This window comes from Ruegeria profundi (assembly GCF_020171505.1).
GTDB classification, from domain to species: Bacteria; Pseudomonadota; Alphaproteobacteria; order Rhodobacterales; family Rhodobacteraceae; genus Ruegeria; species Ruegeria profundi.
In genome coordinates, this window is record NZ_JAIUZS010000013.1 from 1 (window position 1) to 16,865 (window position 16,865).

Genomic DNA, 16,865 nt, shown 5'->3' on the forward strand with positions numbered 1-16,865 from the left:
AGTTTGCATAAATTCGCGTCCGTCCACGCCTCTGTCCTTAACCTCTTCAACTCGGAGCGCAGCCTCTACTCCAGATCCAATTTCAAGATGAACCGCGCCGCTGCTCTTGCCGAATGGCGCGGTCTCTGTGCGGAATAAGGGGCAGTGGCCCTGGCCTATCTGAGACTAGTTCGAATTAGTCTGGCACCACCCCGCGGCCTATTAGTCCGCGCAGCCGCCGTTGGTCATTTCAGGACAAGTTGCAAGCCCGACAAAAAGTGTCGGATGACCGAGTCGAGCCCAAACCTACCGAGTTGCCGCAGGATAGCGAAAGTCCAGTATCAGGCAGGTGGTCAAAAAGGTCAAAGCGCAGGTAGTTTGCCGAGGGCCTGCGGCATAAGTTTCTTCAGCAGCAACGGTCATACGCTGACTGTGACAAACAAATCCGTCTTTGGCACTTGGCTGACTGGGGCATGCACGGACAGGTTGCAGAAGACTGTGCCTTCCGCAACTGCTCGCGGGGCTCGCTCAGACTAGATGTAAACTTTTTTCCGCCACTCTGCTATGTTTGCGTCCAGGAGGATGGGAGCCGATGCAGTTCAAAGATTTTGCTATTGCAGAAGAAACCGGTTGGTCAGAGGACTCGCGCGCAGATGCTTATATTGATCTTTTCGCCCCGGTTTCCGACCAACTGATCCCCCATCTCACGAGCGCAGTGAAAGTCGCCCCAGGCAAGGTTGTCTTAGACCTGTGTTGCGGGCACGGAAATGCCGCAGCAGCGCTTTCCGATGCGGGCGCGACGGTGATTGGCCTAGACTTTTCGGCGGCGATGCTTGCGCGGGCGCGCCAACGCGTCCCATCGGCTTCGTTTGTCGAGGGTGACGCCAGCCACCTACCATTTGAAGACGATCATTTCGACGCTGTTGTCTGCAACGTAGGCTTCGGCCATCTGCCCGATCCAGATGCGGTGCTCTCGGAAATCGCCAGAGTTCTGCGCCGCGGTGGCATGGCGGCCATGACATCGTGGCGCGAGCCAGAGGTGTCACCGACGTTTCAGATCGTATTCAGCGCTGTAAAGGCACATGGCGACCCATCGCTTGCACCGCCCGCACCTGATTTTCACCTGTTTTCCAGACGATCACTCGCGAAGGAGGCTCTCAAAGCCGCGGGGTTCTCCAGCCCGGAGTTCACCGATATCGACGCCGAATTCCATTTCGCCGATCCAGGCGACTTTGTAGACGTCTTCGAACATGCCACCGTTCGCGCAGCAATGTTGATTGGCGCGCAGACACCTGCAGCCCGGGCGGCTATTCGGGATGCAATGATGGCCAAGGTCGCGTCCGATTATAATGCGGGCAATGGACAGTGGCGTGTTCCATTTCCTGCAACGATGGCAACGGCGGTCATTTAAGTGTCTGCCTAGTCATACCAGCCTAGGATGCAGCCATGCAGATAGAGACAGAGAGACTGAGGCTGCGACCTGTCACTCTTGCTGACACAGGCGACATCGCACGCATCATATTCTCCGATCCCGCTGTGGTGGGGATGCTCGCGCACAACACCAAAGACCCTGGCGACGCACTTGCGGAAGCAGAACGGTGGACATCGATCATGGGTGCCGATGGAGACGGCGGTATATGGGACGAAGGCGGTATGGGGCTCTTCGTCGTCCAGCCAAAAAACGGCGATGGGGCTCTCGCAGGCGTTGCGGGCTTCTACATGGAGCGCAACGAGAAAGCGCTTTGGAGTGGAGAGTACTTCTATGCTCTTGGCAGCGCGTGGCATGGCCAAGGGCTGATGAGCGAGGCTGCGGCCGCACTCGCGGAAAAGCTGCAGGCAATGGAAGACCTGGGGATCATCTATGCTGCTTACTGGGACATGATCAACGAAGCCTCCGGGCGCTTGTTGTTGAAAACCGGACTCAAGCCGCGTGGACGAAAGCCCGTTACGGAGGAGTATAGCTCCGAGCGATGCCAGTTGATGTTTGAGTACGATCTTTGGCGGCTCGGGCAAGTTGTGAATGAGGATACAAGAGCTGAAATCCTCGTGCAGGCGTCTCGGCGCGCTGGGGCTTTTGTCGCAGAAGACGTCATTCAGAAGGAAGATGCATTGAAGCAGCTTTCCAAGCGATATGGTGCTTCTGAACTAACCGCCGACGCCTCGTCCATGTTTGCTCGTGCATGCGCACATCCAGGCATGGCGTACCTCGAAATCCGCGGGAGCGGGGTGACAGGCGCGCCGGTAAACCGTCTAGGTTAAACTCAGCGTAAGGATAGTACTCGTTACGCGTGAGCCGATCGTACTTAGCCTGCCGAGAACGACGGATTTTGACAATTCTTGAGTAACCTAGCACACGCACGGATCACAGAACTGCTGCTTCTGGAATGTTTGTCGTGGTGGAACACTGAACAGTTCTTTGTCGTAAGCATGCAGCATTGTATGTTCCCGGAGCATAATTTGGGAGTGAGTTGATGCCCGCGATGATTTCATTTCGTTCTGTGGTTGACCCGTCAGACTGCGATTTTCTCGGTCACATGAATGTGTCCCGTTATTTTGCAGCTTGCTCCGATGGGGTTATTGCAATCCAGTCTGAGATGGGTCTGACGGCAAATGACATGCGAACCGGTCGACGGCTGTCTTTCGCCGTCGTTAATGCTAATAGCGACTTTCGCGCTGAACTGTCTGCCGGTGATACTATTAGGTTAGAGACCTCCATTGTTGAGGTTGGCTCAAAGTCTATGACTTTCAGTCATCGTTTGATCAGGTCAGAAGGTGAAACCCTTGCCTTCGAGACCGTGTTCAAATGCGTTCTAATGAGCCTCGAAACGCGGAGAGCAGCCACAATTCCAGACGATGTTCGCGAAAGAGCGGCGCAATGGATAGAGCAAAAGGAGTGAACCCCTGATTGCCACGCAGTCCTTTCACCGACCCTGATGACGGGGCAAGGTCACTCACCCTCTGACTGCTGAGTCAAATCTTTCCGAAAATGATCGTTTCCGATACCGCCAAACCACAAAGCAGACCTTGCCGCAGCTGCAGCGAAATGGTGCTTCGTCCGCGTACTGGACGCCCCGCACGGCTGAACCGCCTTGCGCTTGTTAGAGGTCGTCAGATGACCGCTCAAAGCCCTGAGCGGAAGTTCTAAAACGACGCAGAACTCATTTTGGCGTGTACCAGATGGGTGATGTATAGGCGCGGTCCTGCACTGTCATGGCGGTGCCTTCCGGCATCTCGACATCAAAGTAGGCGGCGTCATAGGCTGTCCACCGCGGCGACGGAATTTGGAGCACGCGCACGTAGTAGAATGCTCTTAGCCCCGGATCAAAATCCGGGTCCTCCCACCAGCCAACCAGAGCCGCGCGCCCAATGGTATTGGTGTAGGTCGCTGCCGCCACGTTCACGGTGTTACCCACATCATCTGCGCAGGTACCCTCAACAATCGCGCGGTCTGCGCAGGCCACGTCGTAGATGCGCTCCTGCATCTCTCCACTCGCGTCCACCCAGCCCTTGATGACCTGGACACGGTCGAGGTTCGGGCCATCGGGATCGCGCAGCGCACGCACCATGAAACGCGGCGCGGCACCCTCCGGAGCCCCGCGCAGGTCACCACCCATTGGCACGCCGCGGGTGTATCCTTGCGCGGCGAAATCAGGCAGGTGCACCTCGTCTTCCTCGAAGTCCCAGCCGCCGAAGACACGGACGCGCATCCGCGTACCGGTCGTTGCGAAGACTTCCCGGCGCTTCATCGCGTCCCAGATCGCCTCGCGTGTGTTCTCTGTTGCCCATACCGCCGCCAGCCCCGACGCGCCAAGGTCGCGATCGTAGATCGAATACTGAGGATCGACTGCGCTTTCGATGAAAACGCCTTCCGTGGCTCGGTGATCCGAGGGTTCTACGAAATAAATTTTGCCAAACCAGTTTTCCTCGCGCGTGGACGGGATGGCGTTGTGGCTGTCGGTTGAACCGATCATGCCGAATTTGAAGGGATTGACGCCGAGCCGCGCTTCTTCGGACAGACCGAGCTTCAGCGCCTCGCGAGCATATTCCGTCTTCAGCATCTCCGGCTCCTTTGGCACCGTGCCGGTGAGGTTGGAGGCATCCATAAGTTCGAAATCGGCAAATGCATCGTCAGGCGACAGCAGAGGATGCGCTTCGCTTGTACCCTTGGGCTGTGTGACCTCCAGAAGCGGCTCGTAGCGCGCTCGGGTTGAGGCATAATCCGCGTCGAAAGGCATCCCACCAAAAGTTTCCAGCATAAACATCATGCCGTTCGAGAGGTTCCCGTTGTGCGGAATAGCCAGCACCCTGCCACCCGTCCTCGCCTCGTATTCGCCGAGGTAGGTCCAGAGGTCTTCCGGATCGTCACTGTCGAAGGCCGAGAACGGCACGACTTGACGCGCGCGGTCGGCACCGTCGCGGAAGATGACGTTGCGGTGGAGGTTGTTGCTACCGGGACCGGAGGTCCATTCATAGCCTATGAAAGCCGTAAACACGCCCGGTTCGTTGTACCGCTCGGCGTTCTCGATCACCTTGTCCCAGACACGGGTCTGCATCTCGGGGCTGTCAATAGGGTCCGTTCTCTCTGCGTTTGCAGCACTCCATTCATAGGCGGCATCGATGCCGGTGCCAGCCTGAAAGTAATCGTACCACCGCTTGCCAGCTTCCGTTTCGCGCAAGATCGGATCGCCTCTCTCGATGTAATCAGCAATTCCGATGTTCTCTGCGTGATCGGCAACCACAACGAAATCGAGAGGGCGGATCAGTCTAAACCTTTGGCCGCTTTGGCTTTCCACTTCTTCACCACGCGCAACACGGTAGGCGGCGTCTGGCCCAAGGGTTGCTCCGGCAAGCCCCGCATCCGCAGACCATGACGTATGAAGATGTGTATCTCCAAAAAAGACGTTCTGTGGAAAATGCTCGTCCACATAAGGAGAATAAGGGCTCGCTCGCGAGGCGTGCTTTTCTTCGGTTGCGGGCGAAGGATTTGCAAATGATCGCGACAAAGTTTCCTGAAATCTATTTGTCCATTGCGAAGCTTGCAGCGACGAACGAAGCATTGGCGGCCGCTGCGCTCGATGATCTGATGCTGCGCGACCCGAAAAAGCGTCTCGCGGCGACACTACTGCGCCTTACTGGTCTTCGTTGGGATTTCCAGGGGAATCCTGTACTTAACCCCATCCCGGTTATGATTGTGGAGCTATCCGAAGCCGCGAACCTATCGCGTTCCGTGACCGCCAAGAAAATGTCCGAGCTATCAAAAGAGGGTGCCGTTAAGAAAGGATACAAATCTGTTCATGTCACGCGTCCAGACTATCTAAGAAGTTTGTTGGAAGGGTAATTATCGCCCAAAGCCCCAAAGCTTTTCAGTCGGCCGGTTTGTCCGCGGAGTAGTCACTGGGTTGCCCAGCCCTTTACCACTTCTCACCGAACGGACGGATATCGAGTTCGAAAGTCCAAGCTGACTTGTCCTGCCGAGCGAGCATCAACGCCGTTTCAGCGATTTGAGCAGGCTTGATGAAGAATTCGTCGGGTTCATTGGGTGCGAAATTTGTTCGGGTGTCTTCTGTATCAATCACACCATCAATGACGAGGTAGGCAACGTGTATGCCTTTTGGACCGAGTTGCTTCGCTAGTGAGTTCGCCAATGTACGTTGAGCGGATTTTGAAGGAGCGAAAGCTGTTGTCCAGACATTCCCGCGGAGCGCAGCCGTAGCGCCGGATATTATGATCACGCCTGAGCCGCGTTCAGACATCTGTGGCCCAAGTAGCTTGGCAGTAGCGAAGAGACCCAACGCCCCAACGCGCCAGCTCTGCTCGAAATGAACCTCAGACACATCTTCGATCGACCCAAATTGGGCAAGGTCCGCATTGTAGATCACGACATCAATCGGACCTAGTTCGCTTTGAACTGACGCAAGTGCGTCTTTCAGACTGTCAGGATTTCCCGCGTCGCATTTGAAGGCTCGAACCGATGGGTTGGTTTCTTCCTCACCGCCGAGATCCGCTCCAGATCTACTTAACAGTCCTAAACTGTAGCCAGCGTCTCGGAAGACCTCAGCGTACGCGGTTCCTAAGCCCGGACCAAAGCCAATAATTGCACAAACCTTCCCACCCATGGCGGCTCACTCCTAAGCAAGTATCGATCGCAAGTAAGTATATCACGAACAGGTCACGCCTTTCGGCAAACGGCGAATTGGTCCGCGGAGCGATCACTCGGTAGTGGAAGCAAGATCATATCCGTCTAGCCGGGCTTCTGGCCGCTCACTGAGCCGCCTGACATGACTGGTCCACGCGATGAGTTCGCATGGCGGCCTGATACCCCGGCCGGAGAGACACTTCGGCTGTTAGCCGAGCTAGTGACGGTCGGGTTCTGAAAAGATCATCCTTTTCGTCAGACCATTCCGTGAGCATCGCCAAGTATAGATCGAGCGCGGAAAGGCCCGATCCGAGAAAAGTGCCTTTTCCACAGATCGCATCTTCCATCACGTCGAAGAACTCTGCGAGATCCGCGGCCGCCTTCTGCTCAACTTGTGCGATTGCATCCTCGTCGAAGGCATATCGTTCGGGATGCCCCTTTCGGGCGACCGTCATGTAACCCGCGGTCGCCATTACGTTGAGCCAGAAGAAGAAGGCGGATCGATCAGTGCTGCCGAGCCGAGGGAGGAGTCCGGTCTCCGGAAACCTCTCACCGAGCACCACGACTATAGCTGCCGACTCTCCAATTGTTTCCCCGTCCGGGAGCGTTAGCGCCGGCACTCGGGCCACAGGGTTGACGCGTCGGTACTCGGGCGTCTTGTGCTCGCCGGCATCCATGTAGACGTGCTGTAGCCTGTAGGGGGCACCCATCTCCTCCAGCATCGCCTGGACGACAATAGAGCCCGCCATGTATTCCCAATGCAGTATGTACATGTCTTGCCCTCCAAAAGGTTTAGTTTGACTGATCGAAGCGTTGGGCTGGCGATCATTGCGGCCATGATTTATTGTTATACATCGAAATGCACGGCAGATTTCCTTGCTGATTAGTAAAGGATTCCTTTAGCTTTACCGTATGCGCCTTACCCATCTAAACGCTCTTCGTGCGCTCGAGGCTTCATTGCGCCACAAGAGCTTCACAGCCGCCGCCGAAGAGCTTGGCGTTACTCCAGCAGCTGTTGGCCAGCGGGTAAGGTCGTTTGAGGAGTATCTCGGGCGTCCACTTCTCCAGCGGACGAGAACTGGGGTTGTTCCGACCGATGAGGCAAGAAGAGTAGAGGCTCTCCTACAGTCCGGCATATCGTCGCTATCGTCGGCCCTTGAGCAGCTCAGACATGCTGATCGCGCGGACCAGCTTTCGGTTACCTTACCTGCCTCCTTCGCAGAACATTGGCTCGCGCCGTCAATATGGGAGTTCTATCGTCGCCACGAAGACATCGATCTAAGACTGGATGCATCAAACCGTGATGTCGACCTGCTCACAGAAGGCTTTGACTTCGCAATCCGATATGGGCGAGCGACATCACCGCCCCTGAAGGAAATGCATCTATTCGAAGATGCAGTCCTTCCGGTTTGCTCCCCAGACTTCCTGGAACGTCATCCGATAAATCCAAACCTCCGGTCACTTGAGGGCATTCCTCTCATCCATGTCGAGAACCGCACAAGCGACCCCAGCTGGGTTGGGTTTGGCGGCTGGGGCGCCGCGTTCGGCTTTGAGCCGGCCGGTCTCCGATCTGGCGTTCGATACTCAAGCTTCAGTTCCGGCCTGAAATCGGCAATCGATGGTCAGGGACTTGTCCTTTCTGGCGTCGTCGAGGCCTTTAATGCCATCCGCACAGGGATGCTCGTCGCACCATTCGGTCCGGCTTTGCGTTGCAAGACAGAGTTCTCGTATCGCCTGATTTGGGTCGCCGACAGGCCTCGGACAAAACTTGGGGCTGACTTCACACAGTGGGTTCTGGAGAAGGCAGATATCTTCAGGCGGGATCTTTCAGTGTTCCTGGAGACAACTTGATGGCTGACCGCTAAGTCCGCGACCCGGTCGTTCATGCAGAGCAATCGCACCGCGCTGCAGCTAACAGCAGGTTTGTCCCGCACTGCCGACATTGAACTGCCTTGGCCGCTTCAACAATCGACATAATGCGTCCGATGTCGGCTTTGAGCCCAATGCAGACATTTGGTTCAAGCGCAGCATCTGTCGAAAAGGACTAGAAACGTTTATTCGCTGCGTCCTGCGCCTTGGTTCGCGAAGCAAAGTTAAGCCGCCATTGCATTTTCATTCTGTACTAGTCCACACTGTCTCTCCGTGAATGGTAAAGGGAGACCCCGATGAGCAAAGAAACGATCGGATTTGTTGGTGTTGGCTTGATGGGTCAAGGTATGGCCTCAAATCTGCTAAAAGCCGGCTTCACAGTTAATGTGATTGCTCATCGAAACCGTGGACCTGTCGATGAGTTGGTCGCTCAGGGTGCGACGGAGGCGGAAAACCTCGCGGAGCTTGCAGCAGTGTCATCAGTTATCCATATTTGTGCACCCGGTTCACCTCAGGTCGAGGCAATTGTCGCGGCCATGATGCCGTCCATGCAGGCCGGTAGCGTCATTGTAGACTGCTCCACGTCTGATCCGAAATCCACTATGATACTCGCAAAAAAATTGGCGCAGGCCGGTCACCATATGGCGGACGCGCCTTTGGGCGGGACGCCCGTGCAAGCACAAAACGGAGAGCTGGCGACCATGGTCGGCGCCGACCCTGTTGTTTTTGAGCGGTTGAAGCCTGTTATCGCAGCTTGGGCAAAGACCATCGTTCACATTGGCCCTTGTGCTGCAGGGCACAAAATGAAGCTTTTGAATAACTTTCTCTCATTAGGATACGCGGCGCTTTATTCGGAAGCGTTGGCACTGTCCGAAAAAGTCGGAATTTCCACCAAGGAATTCGACTCGGTTATTCGCGGCAGCAGGATGGATTGCGGGTTTTACCGGACCTTCATGGGTTACGCCGTTGAAGGTAATCGAGAGTCCCACAAATTCACTTTATCAAATGCTCTAAAGGATTTGCGCTACCTTGAAGCTATGGCAGATGAAGTAGGGCTGTCGAATCCAATCGGAAACGCCGCAAAAAACAGTTTCGCCATGGCGCTCGCCGCTGGAGGTGACGGACCGAACGACTATGTTCCTCACCTTGTCGATTTCGTGGCCGAAAGAAACGGTGTATCCAAGGCGTAATTCTGGTCGCATTGCGCACGCAGGTAAAAGCGAACTCTTTAAGATGCGGGAACAAGGATTTCAGGTAGTCACGCCAATCAAGTTGAGGATCAGAACTGAGAAGATTTTTGCCTTGGCGTTTGAATTGAAGGTTTCATCCTGCGTCATTTCCTTCTTAACATCAACGCCTTCGTAAAACCGCGCTACTAACTCTAACGTCGTTAAATTCACAGAGTGGTTGTCGTTTGTTACGTTGAAAACCTGATAACTCAAATCACGGATGCTCACGAACTGTTGGCGCTCGGAGCAAAAACCAATCAATTGACCTCCTCCAAACCGCTTCCCAATGCGGTCTGCTGACGGTTAGTTGAGCTCAACTGGCGGGCTGAATGAAAAGGCGCGGGACTTCTTTGCCAAGTCACTCACGCAACATTAAAAAAAGAATAATGAAATACTTTCTCCAGACCCCAAGTGCCAGAGCAATCCTGATGGCACTCTTCATAATCATTGTTGTGAGGGTGTGCAGCCATGATGGAGCTGGATACCAAGAGCCTGATAAAGAGTATTGGGACGGCAGAGGCAGGCCCTAACCCGCACTGCCACACCCTTATGTGTCTTCTTTCCGCTCATAAGCTGTCATCTGAGAAAATAGTCAGATGACCAAGTTGAGCCCAAAGCGGCCCCCTAAAAGCGGACGTTACCTTGGTGCAGAGGCCGCTGATCGGCGGCTTACAGGACCAAGCGGTCACCCGACCGTTTTGCTCGCACGCCTTATGCCTGCAAAGATTGCGAAGGCATGGAGGCCTGCCTCGGGAAAGTGGTTGCAGCAACCAAAGATGAATTATGGAAACTCATGGAACTACACGCGGTGGTCGCCCATGCGGAGGACCCCAGTTCATGGGATGCCGAAACGAGGGAGTATTTGGGAACACTGATAAGACCTGTTTGACTGGGATCGCCATGTTTCCAAGGTCAGTTTTGTCCGCTTAGGGGAGTACGATGAACTCTAATATCGATCCGGCAGAAGCCGAACTTAGTGAAGCTCGGTCGATCAAACACCACGACATGGTGGAAGCGTAACGTGGGGCTCCACATACTGCCTCTTTTCTTGGCTACATTTGCTGCGTTCTTGGATCGACAACTTTTGAACAGCCGGCCGTAGCGAGCCTTTCACAAATAAGGTGTCCTTTGGGGGCGCAGCGTGAGTTCTGTCACGCAGGTGTTGTTGGGCAGCATTACTGCAGTCGAGATTAGCGTCGAAATCTCTTCAAGCTGAATCATTTTGGAGCGGTCTTTGCCTGCGTCGGACACGTCTGGAGTATTCACAAATCCGGGGTGCACAAGAGTGACCCGAACTCCGTCTTCTCGAACATCTTCGAATAGGGCCTTAGCGAAACCAGCCTGAGCGTGCCTTAAGGCACAATGAATGGCGTGATTTTTCCAGCCAAGCCAAGATGTCGGCCCGCAGATATAGACAAATGCTCCCTCTGCTTCACGGACCGCAGGTAAGACATGCGCGGTAAGTCGGATGGTTGCCCGCAATACTTGGTCGATGGATGTGTCCCAATCTGCAAACCGATCAGTCGAGACAGCGCCGTAGGTGAACTTGGCGGCGCAGTGAACCATCGCGTCCAACCGCTCGCTTTGCAGCGCCCAGTCTGCGAGAGCGGCCACGGAAGTCATGTCGCCCATTTCTGCGGCAAACCATTCGCCCGTGCCACCTGCGGCCTCAACCATGGCAATTGTTTCTTGCAGCGCGTCCTCGCGGCGTCCATGCGCAAGTATGTTCCACCCTTTCGAAGCCAGGTCGATGGCCGTTGCCCGGCCTATTCCACTTGAGGCACCCGTAATCAGAGCTGTTTCAGCCATGTGTATCCCCCGGTTGCTTATGGAAGATTACCACAAACCGCCACCCCACTTAAGAAAGGCCGAACCTGACCTGTTAGTCAAAGCAGCTAAACCGGAAGGCGCGCGTGGATTTCAATTGGGGCAATCAAACCACGTTCGATATTCCTGACCATATGTTGAACCTTAAGCGCGGTGTCATCGCCCATTATAAGATGAAGACCCAAAGGTGGAGGGCCATCTGAACGGCTTTGCGCAGCTGCCAGATCTGCAAAGAACTGTTTGGCGAATGCAGTGCGGTCGATCCGGTCACTCACCTCGAAACCGACGGATTTCAAAGCAGCTTCATATGTCTCCGGAGGAGTCAGTGCGCTTTGATCTTCAGATGACGCCCAGGGTGCGGGATATTCCATTTGCCCCTCTCCGACTTGCATCACATCGTAAATCGCAAAAATTCCGCCTGGCCTGAGCACTCGCTTCGCCTCACGGGCGATGCCGACTTTGTCCGCGATGTTCATGCCGACGTGGATCATGTAAGCGGCGTCCATGGTGTCTGCTTCTAGCGGTAATTCCAACACGCTGCCTTCGATGAGTTGAACTCGGTCTGACAAGCCCGTCCATTCTGTAAGAACGCGACCGGTTTCCACAAACTCGGCGGTTAAATCGACACCGGTCACATACGCCCCGGTGGCCGCCGCCACATAGCGTGCCGGACCCCCGAGCCCGCATCCAAAATCGACAACCCGGCTTTCAGGTGTAAGGGCGAGCGCCTTCACAAAAGGTTCGGTCGCGAGGCGCCCGCCAATGTGAAACTCGTCAACCGGCGCCAAAGCGTCGTGGGAAATTGGCGGGGTCAGGTCCAGTTCTGCGCAACCATCGGAAATCCGCTTGAGCAAGTGACCGGAATGGTAATGGTGCGCGACTTCGTTGGGATTGGTCATATTGAAGCCTCACTAATCGATGCAATCAGGATATACAGGGTGAGTCGGAATGTCAGTTTCGTCCGCGACTCGGACATAGCGCCATTTTTTGCCAACGTCTGCTCTTGGTGGAAGCAGCTGCTCACTGCCGAATCTCGAGAATTTTGCCTTGAATGCCGGCTACTCTCATCCAACCAGTCTCTTGATGAAAAGACTCAGATGACCGAGTCGAGCCCAGAACGGACGCGTTAATGGCCTTACTTTGCCTGCGAGAATACCGCTTGTTCAGTGGGATCGATCAGCGGCTGACGAGTTAACGAAAACGGTTCTGGCCGGATAGGCGATTTCGGCGCCCGCTCCCCGGACAAGCCGAAGAGTCTCAAGGGTTAAACGGTCACAAACTTCCGTGAACTCCGCGTAACGGTCGGTTCTGGTAAACGCGTAAACTGTAAGGTCAATCGCGCTCTCTGAGATGCCTTCGACATGGACGAGCCGGTCGATATCGTCGTCAATGACAAAGTCGCCGCTGGTTTCCAGGTAATTACGCAACCCTCCTTCAATCTCGTTTATCTGCTCGACCGTCGTGCTTAGTGCTAAGTGAAATGTTCGATAAACTCTTCGGTGATCCCGGCGGGTCTTATTGAGCAAGACGGTGTTAGCCAGTTCCGCGTTCGGAATGTAGTGGGGCACCCTGTCCAACCCCAAAATAGTTGTCGACCTTAAATCCACGCGCTTTACAGTGCCTTCAACCAGTCCGACGACTTCTACCCAGTCACCGACTTCAAATCGCTCTTCGTTGATGTTCGACATCCCTGCAATGAGGTTCCTGAGCAAATCCTGTGATGCGATAGCTAGCCCCGCGCCAAGTACTCCGACACCGGTGAGCGCTGAGCCAATCTCAATGCCCCATTCACCGAGAACGGCTGCAAAACATGCAACAATGATGACCAGGCGAGTAACGCGCAAAGACCATCCAGTCTCCATGCCAATTCGTGGAACGCTGTGTGGGCTCAATGCTGCTACGACGGAGCCTGAAAGCCTATACCAAACGCCAAAGACCGAGATGATGAGAATGGACACTATCAAGTGAGTGATGACATCTGAAACAAACCCGGTCGGAAGAACATGTTTGGCCACACTCATGGCAGCAGTCGCTACGACAATTATGCGAGAGGGTTTTTCAAGGCTGTCACGGACAGCATCCGAAAGAGGCATTGATAGTGCCTCTAGTAGATGGGCCAGCAAGCTGACTAACCAACGGCCAACAACACGGCGGCACAGAAAAGATATTAGGATTATAGCCGCGCCGACAGCGAACACTCTGACTTCAGCGCTGCTCGCCCATAGCACCAAATTTTCGCCGTCAGTTGAATTCATCGATGATCCATTCAGCCAATCATGCAACGACATAAGTATTTGAGGCCCGCCCATTTCTCACAATCATGGCACTTGCGTTACGCTGACGACCTCACCGGTTCTCTGCAAAAGAAGCCCGCCAATACTGGTTTGAGTGGATAGTGCGTCGCTATCTGCAAGCCGCTCTCCCAAAAGTTGGACTATTTCAGGAGACTCTGCGAATTTGGAATGATTGATGCTGGACGCATCATCGATTTCAGTTAAATCGATGACCGTCACGCCAAGCTCACCGATTGCCGCCGGATCCACAGCGCCCAAGCGGGGATGATTTCCAGCGACCCGACGCGATGCGAGAAGAGCCTTGTCGTCTCGCGATACAAGCACAATCATCCGGTTCCGCAGAGGGTCAGGAACTGAAGCCAACTGTGCCGCGAACAAGTCAACATCAATGTCGGGAGCAGCTAGAACGACGGTATTCAGTCGTCCTAAGCGGTCAACGTCGCCGCGGAGCGAAAGCGTTCGCATTGCCTCCATCGCAAGGAAGTTGCCCATGGAGTGTGCCACGATATCGTAATTTGTCAGTCGTGTACGCGCGAGCAGAAGAGGCATGTACGCCACAGCGTCTCGAGAGAACGCAGCGCTATTTATGTCTGCTACGTAATCAGCGACGCGACGACTAGAGGGCCAGGTGAACAATATTGGCACGCCGCGATATCCGGTGTCCTCGACCAACTGGGCAAAGCGCGCAATCGCCTCTGTCGTGTTGGTATTGTAGCCATGAATGAATATCATTGCCGACTTTTCATCGCTGGCTCTAGCGTCAAGTTCGCGATTTATTTCTTGGGTGAACGCATCAGCGTCAGCAAGTCGTAAGGGGTTGCGCAGTACAAAATGCTTTTTGGGGTCGACAGGCGGTGTCCGCGGCAACGACAATTCACCTTTCTGTCGGTCTTGGGGTATCGACACATCTACAGAAGCAAACCCCATCCGACCCGCGCGATCACCGGAATAAAAAACGCCTTCGTCATCGGATTTCACCCTCGTCGTCGCGATGAAAATCCGATGCTGTGATGTTGTGTTGGCAGAATCCTCCTGAGACAGTTCTTCGACACCGATGAGACTAGGGCCACTGTCGCATGCCGCCAGGATCACCAGTGCCACTGCAACGCCAGTGTGCGCTATCCGGTTTGTGCGCACGATTGGCGCTTGCTGGACAGACTGCGCAACTCGCGCCCCAACTACGCTTATGCAAAAATTCCTGCCTTCCCGACCAAAGTCCACCGCACGCTGTAAAGCCCGGTGCAATATGAAGCAGGTAAGACTCACTGAAGCCGCCAAGTAAACCCGATGTACGGACCGTGCTGCTTCATATCTAAGGCGAAATCGCCATCTGATCGTCCCTCGCTGAAATCAATGCTGTAATATCTATACCCCAGCCTCAGGGATCCGGTCTTTCCAATGCGACGACTAAACCCCGCATTGATGCCAACCTGAAGATCATTGCCACCCGCCCCAAAACCGCCAAAGTCGGCAGCAACAACGGCGTTCCAATCATCGTCTAGTTCCCAAACTGCGCGCCCCCCGACAACCGGTTCCCACCATTCTTCAGTCCCGCCCAGACTAGGGTTCGGACCTGGTGTGGTAATATCTATTTCCTGTTTCAGGCGGTTGTAGCGGGCACCTCCCTGGATATCGAAACTGAACCGTCGGTCGCTTGCACCGTAAGTGCTGTTGGCGATGCGGTAGGCCGCGAGCAACCCAAGCCAAGCTTGACGAATATCGGCATCAACCGCGATTGATGGTCCTGGCCCTAAGGCAATGGTATCGCCAGCACTTAATTCTACGTAATTCGCATCTACTATAAGGCCCCAATCGCCTTTCCAAGCCTCGAACCGTCCGGCAATCGCAAAATCGAGTAGATCTACCGCATCCCCGAAGTCGAGATCAAGATCGACTGACGACCCCGCAATTGTTGATGTGCCATCGGTCGAGAACGGAAGGAAGCCGTATGCTGTGATGCTATATCGCCATTTGCTTTCGTCTTGCCATTCCAAGGCTAAGGGTTCAGCATGCAAACCCGTCGAAGTGAGCACTGAGAGAAGCGAGACCCAAAGATACTTTTTTGACACCCAGCGCAAAAGAGTTCTCCTTTTTGACTTTCCTCTTATTGGGGCCTCGGACGAACGGGGCCTGTCCCCATGTGCACGGCTTTGGAAATCAAAGTCCTGCTCACACATACGGCCCAAACAATTTCCACCGTTGCAGCAATACAGAAGAGCCAACAGGCGCTGCGAAAAGACACCCAACCGCTCTTCTGAGATAAGCTTATTCAAAAGACTGGGCATGGAGCCGAGCATCAACAGCTTCGGCGACTGCGTATTCAGCGTCTTCCATGGCCAAAAGTGCGAAGGCGATGGAGGCCGCAGCGTTATCTTCCAACCGATCTGCACGTCGTTCAGCACGGCCTTTGTCGATAGCCTCTTTCTTGGCTTCTATTTCAGCTTTTACCTTGTCAGCTCGCGCCTTCATGTTGGCATTGAATTCTGCCCACGCCGAGGTCACTTCGTCTTTTTTGCTGGCCACGCTGCTCTCAAACCGGTTTTGCGCGCTCTCTACTTCAGCCTTCAATTTTGCGACCTTAGCGTCACGCATATCATCCGCCTCCTGCTTGAAGGCTTCGACGCGCGACTCAACGTCTGCAGCGCGTTTCGACAGCTCTGCGAGTTGCTCCGAAAGTGGTGTCATTTCGTTTCTCCTTCAAAAATCAAAATTCCAAAACCAATCCACATGCAGCAGAGCGCGCCAGCAGCCGACCTTGGGTCGTTTGCGCCACTTTGCGGCGTGCCCTATCCAGCCGCGTACAGGAAGCGGTTAGTGCAATAATGTACGAATCCGTACAGTTGTCCACCCTAGCGCAATGCGATATCCACAAAACATGACCCAGATCAAAAACGGCGGCACAGAACGCAAGGCCCGTGTTAGCAAATCGGATTGGCTCAACATGGCGCTCTCCGTTCTAAAAGAGGGCGGAATTGAAGCCGTGCGCGTGGAGCGTTTGGCTGGGCGATTGGGGGTGGCAAAAAGCGGCTTCTATTATCACTTTAAAGATCGCACGGACCTGTCCCAACAAATGCTGGACTACTGGCTGGCGTTGGACGGGTCGCCTCTCCTTCGGGAGCGAATGTCCCGGTCCGTGACGCCAGAAGAGAGGCTTCATATAATAATCGAGGCAATTGAAGACTCGGATCTAAGCCGGATTGACGCGGCTATTCGTCAATGGGGGCGGCAGGACCTCAAGGTGCGCAGGATCTGGCGCAAAGAGATGAACAAGCGGATGGATCACATCCGCGGAATTTTCACCCAACTGGGTTTTGAAGGTGACGACTTGGAGATGCGCGTCCGGACCTTTGTGGGCTACCACGTAACCGAGCATGACCTCTTTGACGATCTCACGAAAAAAGAGAAGACAATCCTAAAGGACTTACGGGTCACGCTGTTGACCAAACGGGAATAACTATACCCGCTTAATTAGCACATTATAGACATACCCGTACAGTTTTTGATAGGCTTCGATCGTGCATTGTCAAAATA

17 protein-coding genes are annotated in these 16,865 nt (G+C 54.5%); 7 read left to right on the forward strand and 10 right to left on the reverse strand.

Going from position 1 to position 16,865, the window contains the following annotated elements; genetic code table 11:
• Positions 1 to 571: 571 nt before the first annotated feature.
• From LCM21_RS20350 to LCM21_RS20360, 3 genes are all read left to right on the forward strand, one after another.
• A complete protein-coding gene (locus LCM21_RS20350) occupies positions 572 to 1,390 on the forward strand; it encodes a methyltransferase domain-containing protein (RefSeq protein ID WP_224892205.1) in 819 nt (272 codons plus the stop codon).
• Between the two features lie 35 nt (positions 1,391 to 1,425).
• A complete protein-coding gene (locus LCM21_RS20355; RefSeq protein WP_224892206.1) occupies positions 1,426 to 2,238 on the forward strand; it encodes a GNAT family N-acetyltransferase in 813 nt (270 codons plus the stop codon).
• 212 nt (positions 2,239 to 2,450) lie between these two features.
• Positions 2,451 to 2,876, forward strand: a complete 426-nt coding sequence (locus LCM21_RS20360) for an acyl-CoA thioesterase (protein ID WP_224892207.1) — start codon at positions 2,451 to 2,453, stop codon at positions 2,874 to 2,876.
• 261 nt (positions 2,877 to 3,137) lie between these two features.
• Here LCM21_RS20360 and LCM21_RS20365 read toward each other — a convergent pair whose 3' ends face one another.
• Positions 3,138 to 4,982 carry a DUF3604 domain-containing protein gene (locus LCM21_RS20365; RefSeq protein ID WP_224892208.1) on the reverse strand — a complete coding sequence of 615 codons (1,845 nt, stop codon included), beginning with the start codon at positions 4,980 to 4,982 and terminating at the stop codon, positions 3,138 to 3,140.
• On the opposite strand from LCM21_RS20365, the gene LCM21_RS20370 reads away from it, so the two are divergent.
• Entirely contained in the window at positions 4,970 to 5,317 is a 348-nt protein-coding gene (locus LCM21_RS20370; RefSeq protein ID WP_224892209.1) for a helix-turn-helix domain-containing protein, read from the forward strand. The genes LCM21_RS20365 and LCM21_RS20370 overlap by 13 nt on opposite strands.
• 73 nt (positions 5,318 to 5,390) lie before the next feature.
• Here the strand turns inward: LCM21_RS20370 and LCM21_RS20375 are convergent, their stop codons facing one another.
• On the reverse strand, positions 5,391 to 6,095 hold the full coding sequence (locus LCM21_RS20375) for an SDR family NAD(P)-dependent oxidoreductase (protein ID WP_224892210.1): 705 nt from the start codon (positions 6,093 to 6,095) through the stop codon (positions 5,391 to 5,393).
• 145 nt (positions 6,096 to 6,240) lie between these two features.
• Positions 6,241 to 6,888, reverse strand: a complete 648-nt coding sequence (locus LCM21_RS20380; protein ID WP_224892211.1) for a glutathione S-transferase family protein — start codon at positions 6,886 to 6,888, stop codon at positions 6,241 to 6,243.
• A gap of 139 nt (positions 6,889 to 7,027) precedes the next feature.
• On the opposite strand from LCM21_RS20380, the gene LCM21_RS20385 reads away from it, so the two are divergent.
• Both LCM21_RS20385 and LCM21_RS20390 read left to right on the forward strand, forming a co-directional pair.
• Positions 7,028 to 7,966: a LysR substrate-binding domain-containing protein gene (locus LCM21_RS20385; protein WP_224892212.1), complete on the forward strand. Its 939-nt coding sequence runs from the start codon at positions 7,028 to 7,030 to the stop codon at positions 7,964 to 7,966.
• Positions 7,967 to 8,280: 314 nt separating this feature from the next.
• The gene (locus tag LCM21_RS20390) at positions 8,281 to 9,174 is read left to right on the forward strand and encodes an NAD(P)-dependent oxidoreductase (protein ID WP_224892213.1); all 894 of its coding nucleotides are present in this window, start codon (positions 8,281 to 8,283) and stop codon (positions 9,172 to 9,174) included.
• 60 nt (positions 9,175 to 9,234) lie between these two features.
• Here the strand turns inward: LCM21_RS20390 and LCM21_RS20395 are convergent, their stop codons facing one another.
• The 7 genes from LCM21_RS20395 to LCM21_RS20425 all read right to left on the reverse strand — a co-directional run bounded on the left by LCM21_RS20395 (position 9,235) and on the right by LCM21_RS20425 (position 16,019).
• A complete protein-coding gene (locus tag LCM21_RS20395; RefSeq protein ID WP_224892214.1) occupies positions 9,235 to 9,474 on the reverse strand; it encodes a hypothetical protein in 240 nt (79 codons plus the stop codon).
• Positions 9,475 to 10,323: 849 nt separating this feature from the next.
• Entirely contained in the window at positions 10,324 to 11,022 is a 699-nt protein-coding gene (locus tag LCM21_RS20400; RefSeq protein ID WP_224892215.1) for an SDR family NAD(P)-dependent oxidoreductase, read from the reverse strand.
• 86 nt (positions 11,023 to 11,108) lie between these two features.
• Positions 11,109 to 11,939: a class I SAM-dependent methyltransferase gene (locus LCM21_RS20405; protein WP_224892216.1), complete on the reverse strand. Its 831-nt coding sequence runs from the start codon at positions 11,937 to 11,939 to the stop codon at positions 11,109 to 11,111.
• A 264-nt stretch (positions 11,940 to 12,203) separates the two neighbouring features.
• Positions 12,204 to 13,295 carry a mechanosensitive ion channel family protein gene (locus LCM21_RS20410; protein WP_224892217.1) on the reverse strand — a complete coding sequence of 364 codons (1,092 nt, stop codon included), beginning with the start codon at positions 13,293 to 13,295 and terminating at the stop codon, positions 12,204 to 12,206.
• A gap of 63 nt (positions 13,296 to 13,358) precedes the next feature.
• A complete protein-coding gene (locus LCM21_RS20415; protein WP_224892218.1) occupies positions 13,359 to 14,435 on the reverse strand; it encodes an alpha/beta hydrolase in 1,077 nt (358 codons plus the stop codon).
• A 161-nt stretch (positions 14,436 to 14,596) separates the two neighbouring features.
• Entirely contained in the window at positions 14,597 to 15,412 is an 816-nt protein-coding gene (locus LCM21_RS20420; protein WP_224892219.1) for a hypothetical protein, read from the reverse strand.
• A 187-nt stretch (positions 15,413 to 15,599) separates the two neighbouring features.
• Positions 15,600 to 16,019, reverse strand: coding sequence for a hypothetical protein (locus tag LCM21_RS20425; RefSeq protein WP_224892220.1), 420 nt, complete (start codon positions 16,017 to 16,019; stop codon positions 15,600 to 15,602).
• Between the two features lie 190 nt (positions 16,020 to 16,209).
• Here LCM21_RS20425 and LCM21_RS20430 point away from each other — a divergent pair, with 190 nt between their 5' ends.
• Positions 16,210 to 16,788, forward strand: a complete 579-nt coding sequence (locus tag LCM21_RS20430) for a TetR/AcrR family transcriptional regulator (RefSeq protein ID WP_224892221.1) — start codon at positions 16,210 to 16,212, stop codon at positions 16,786 to 16,788.
• Positions 16,789 to 16,865 lie beyond the last annotated feature (77 nt).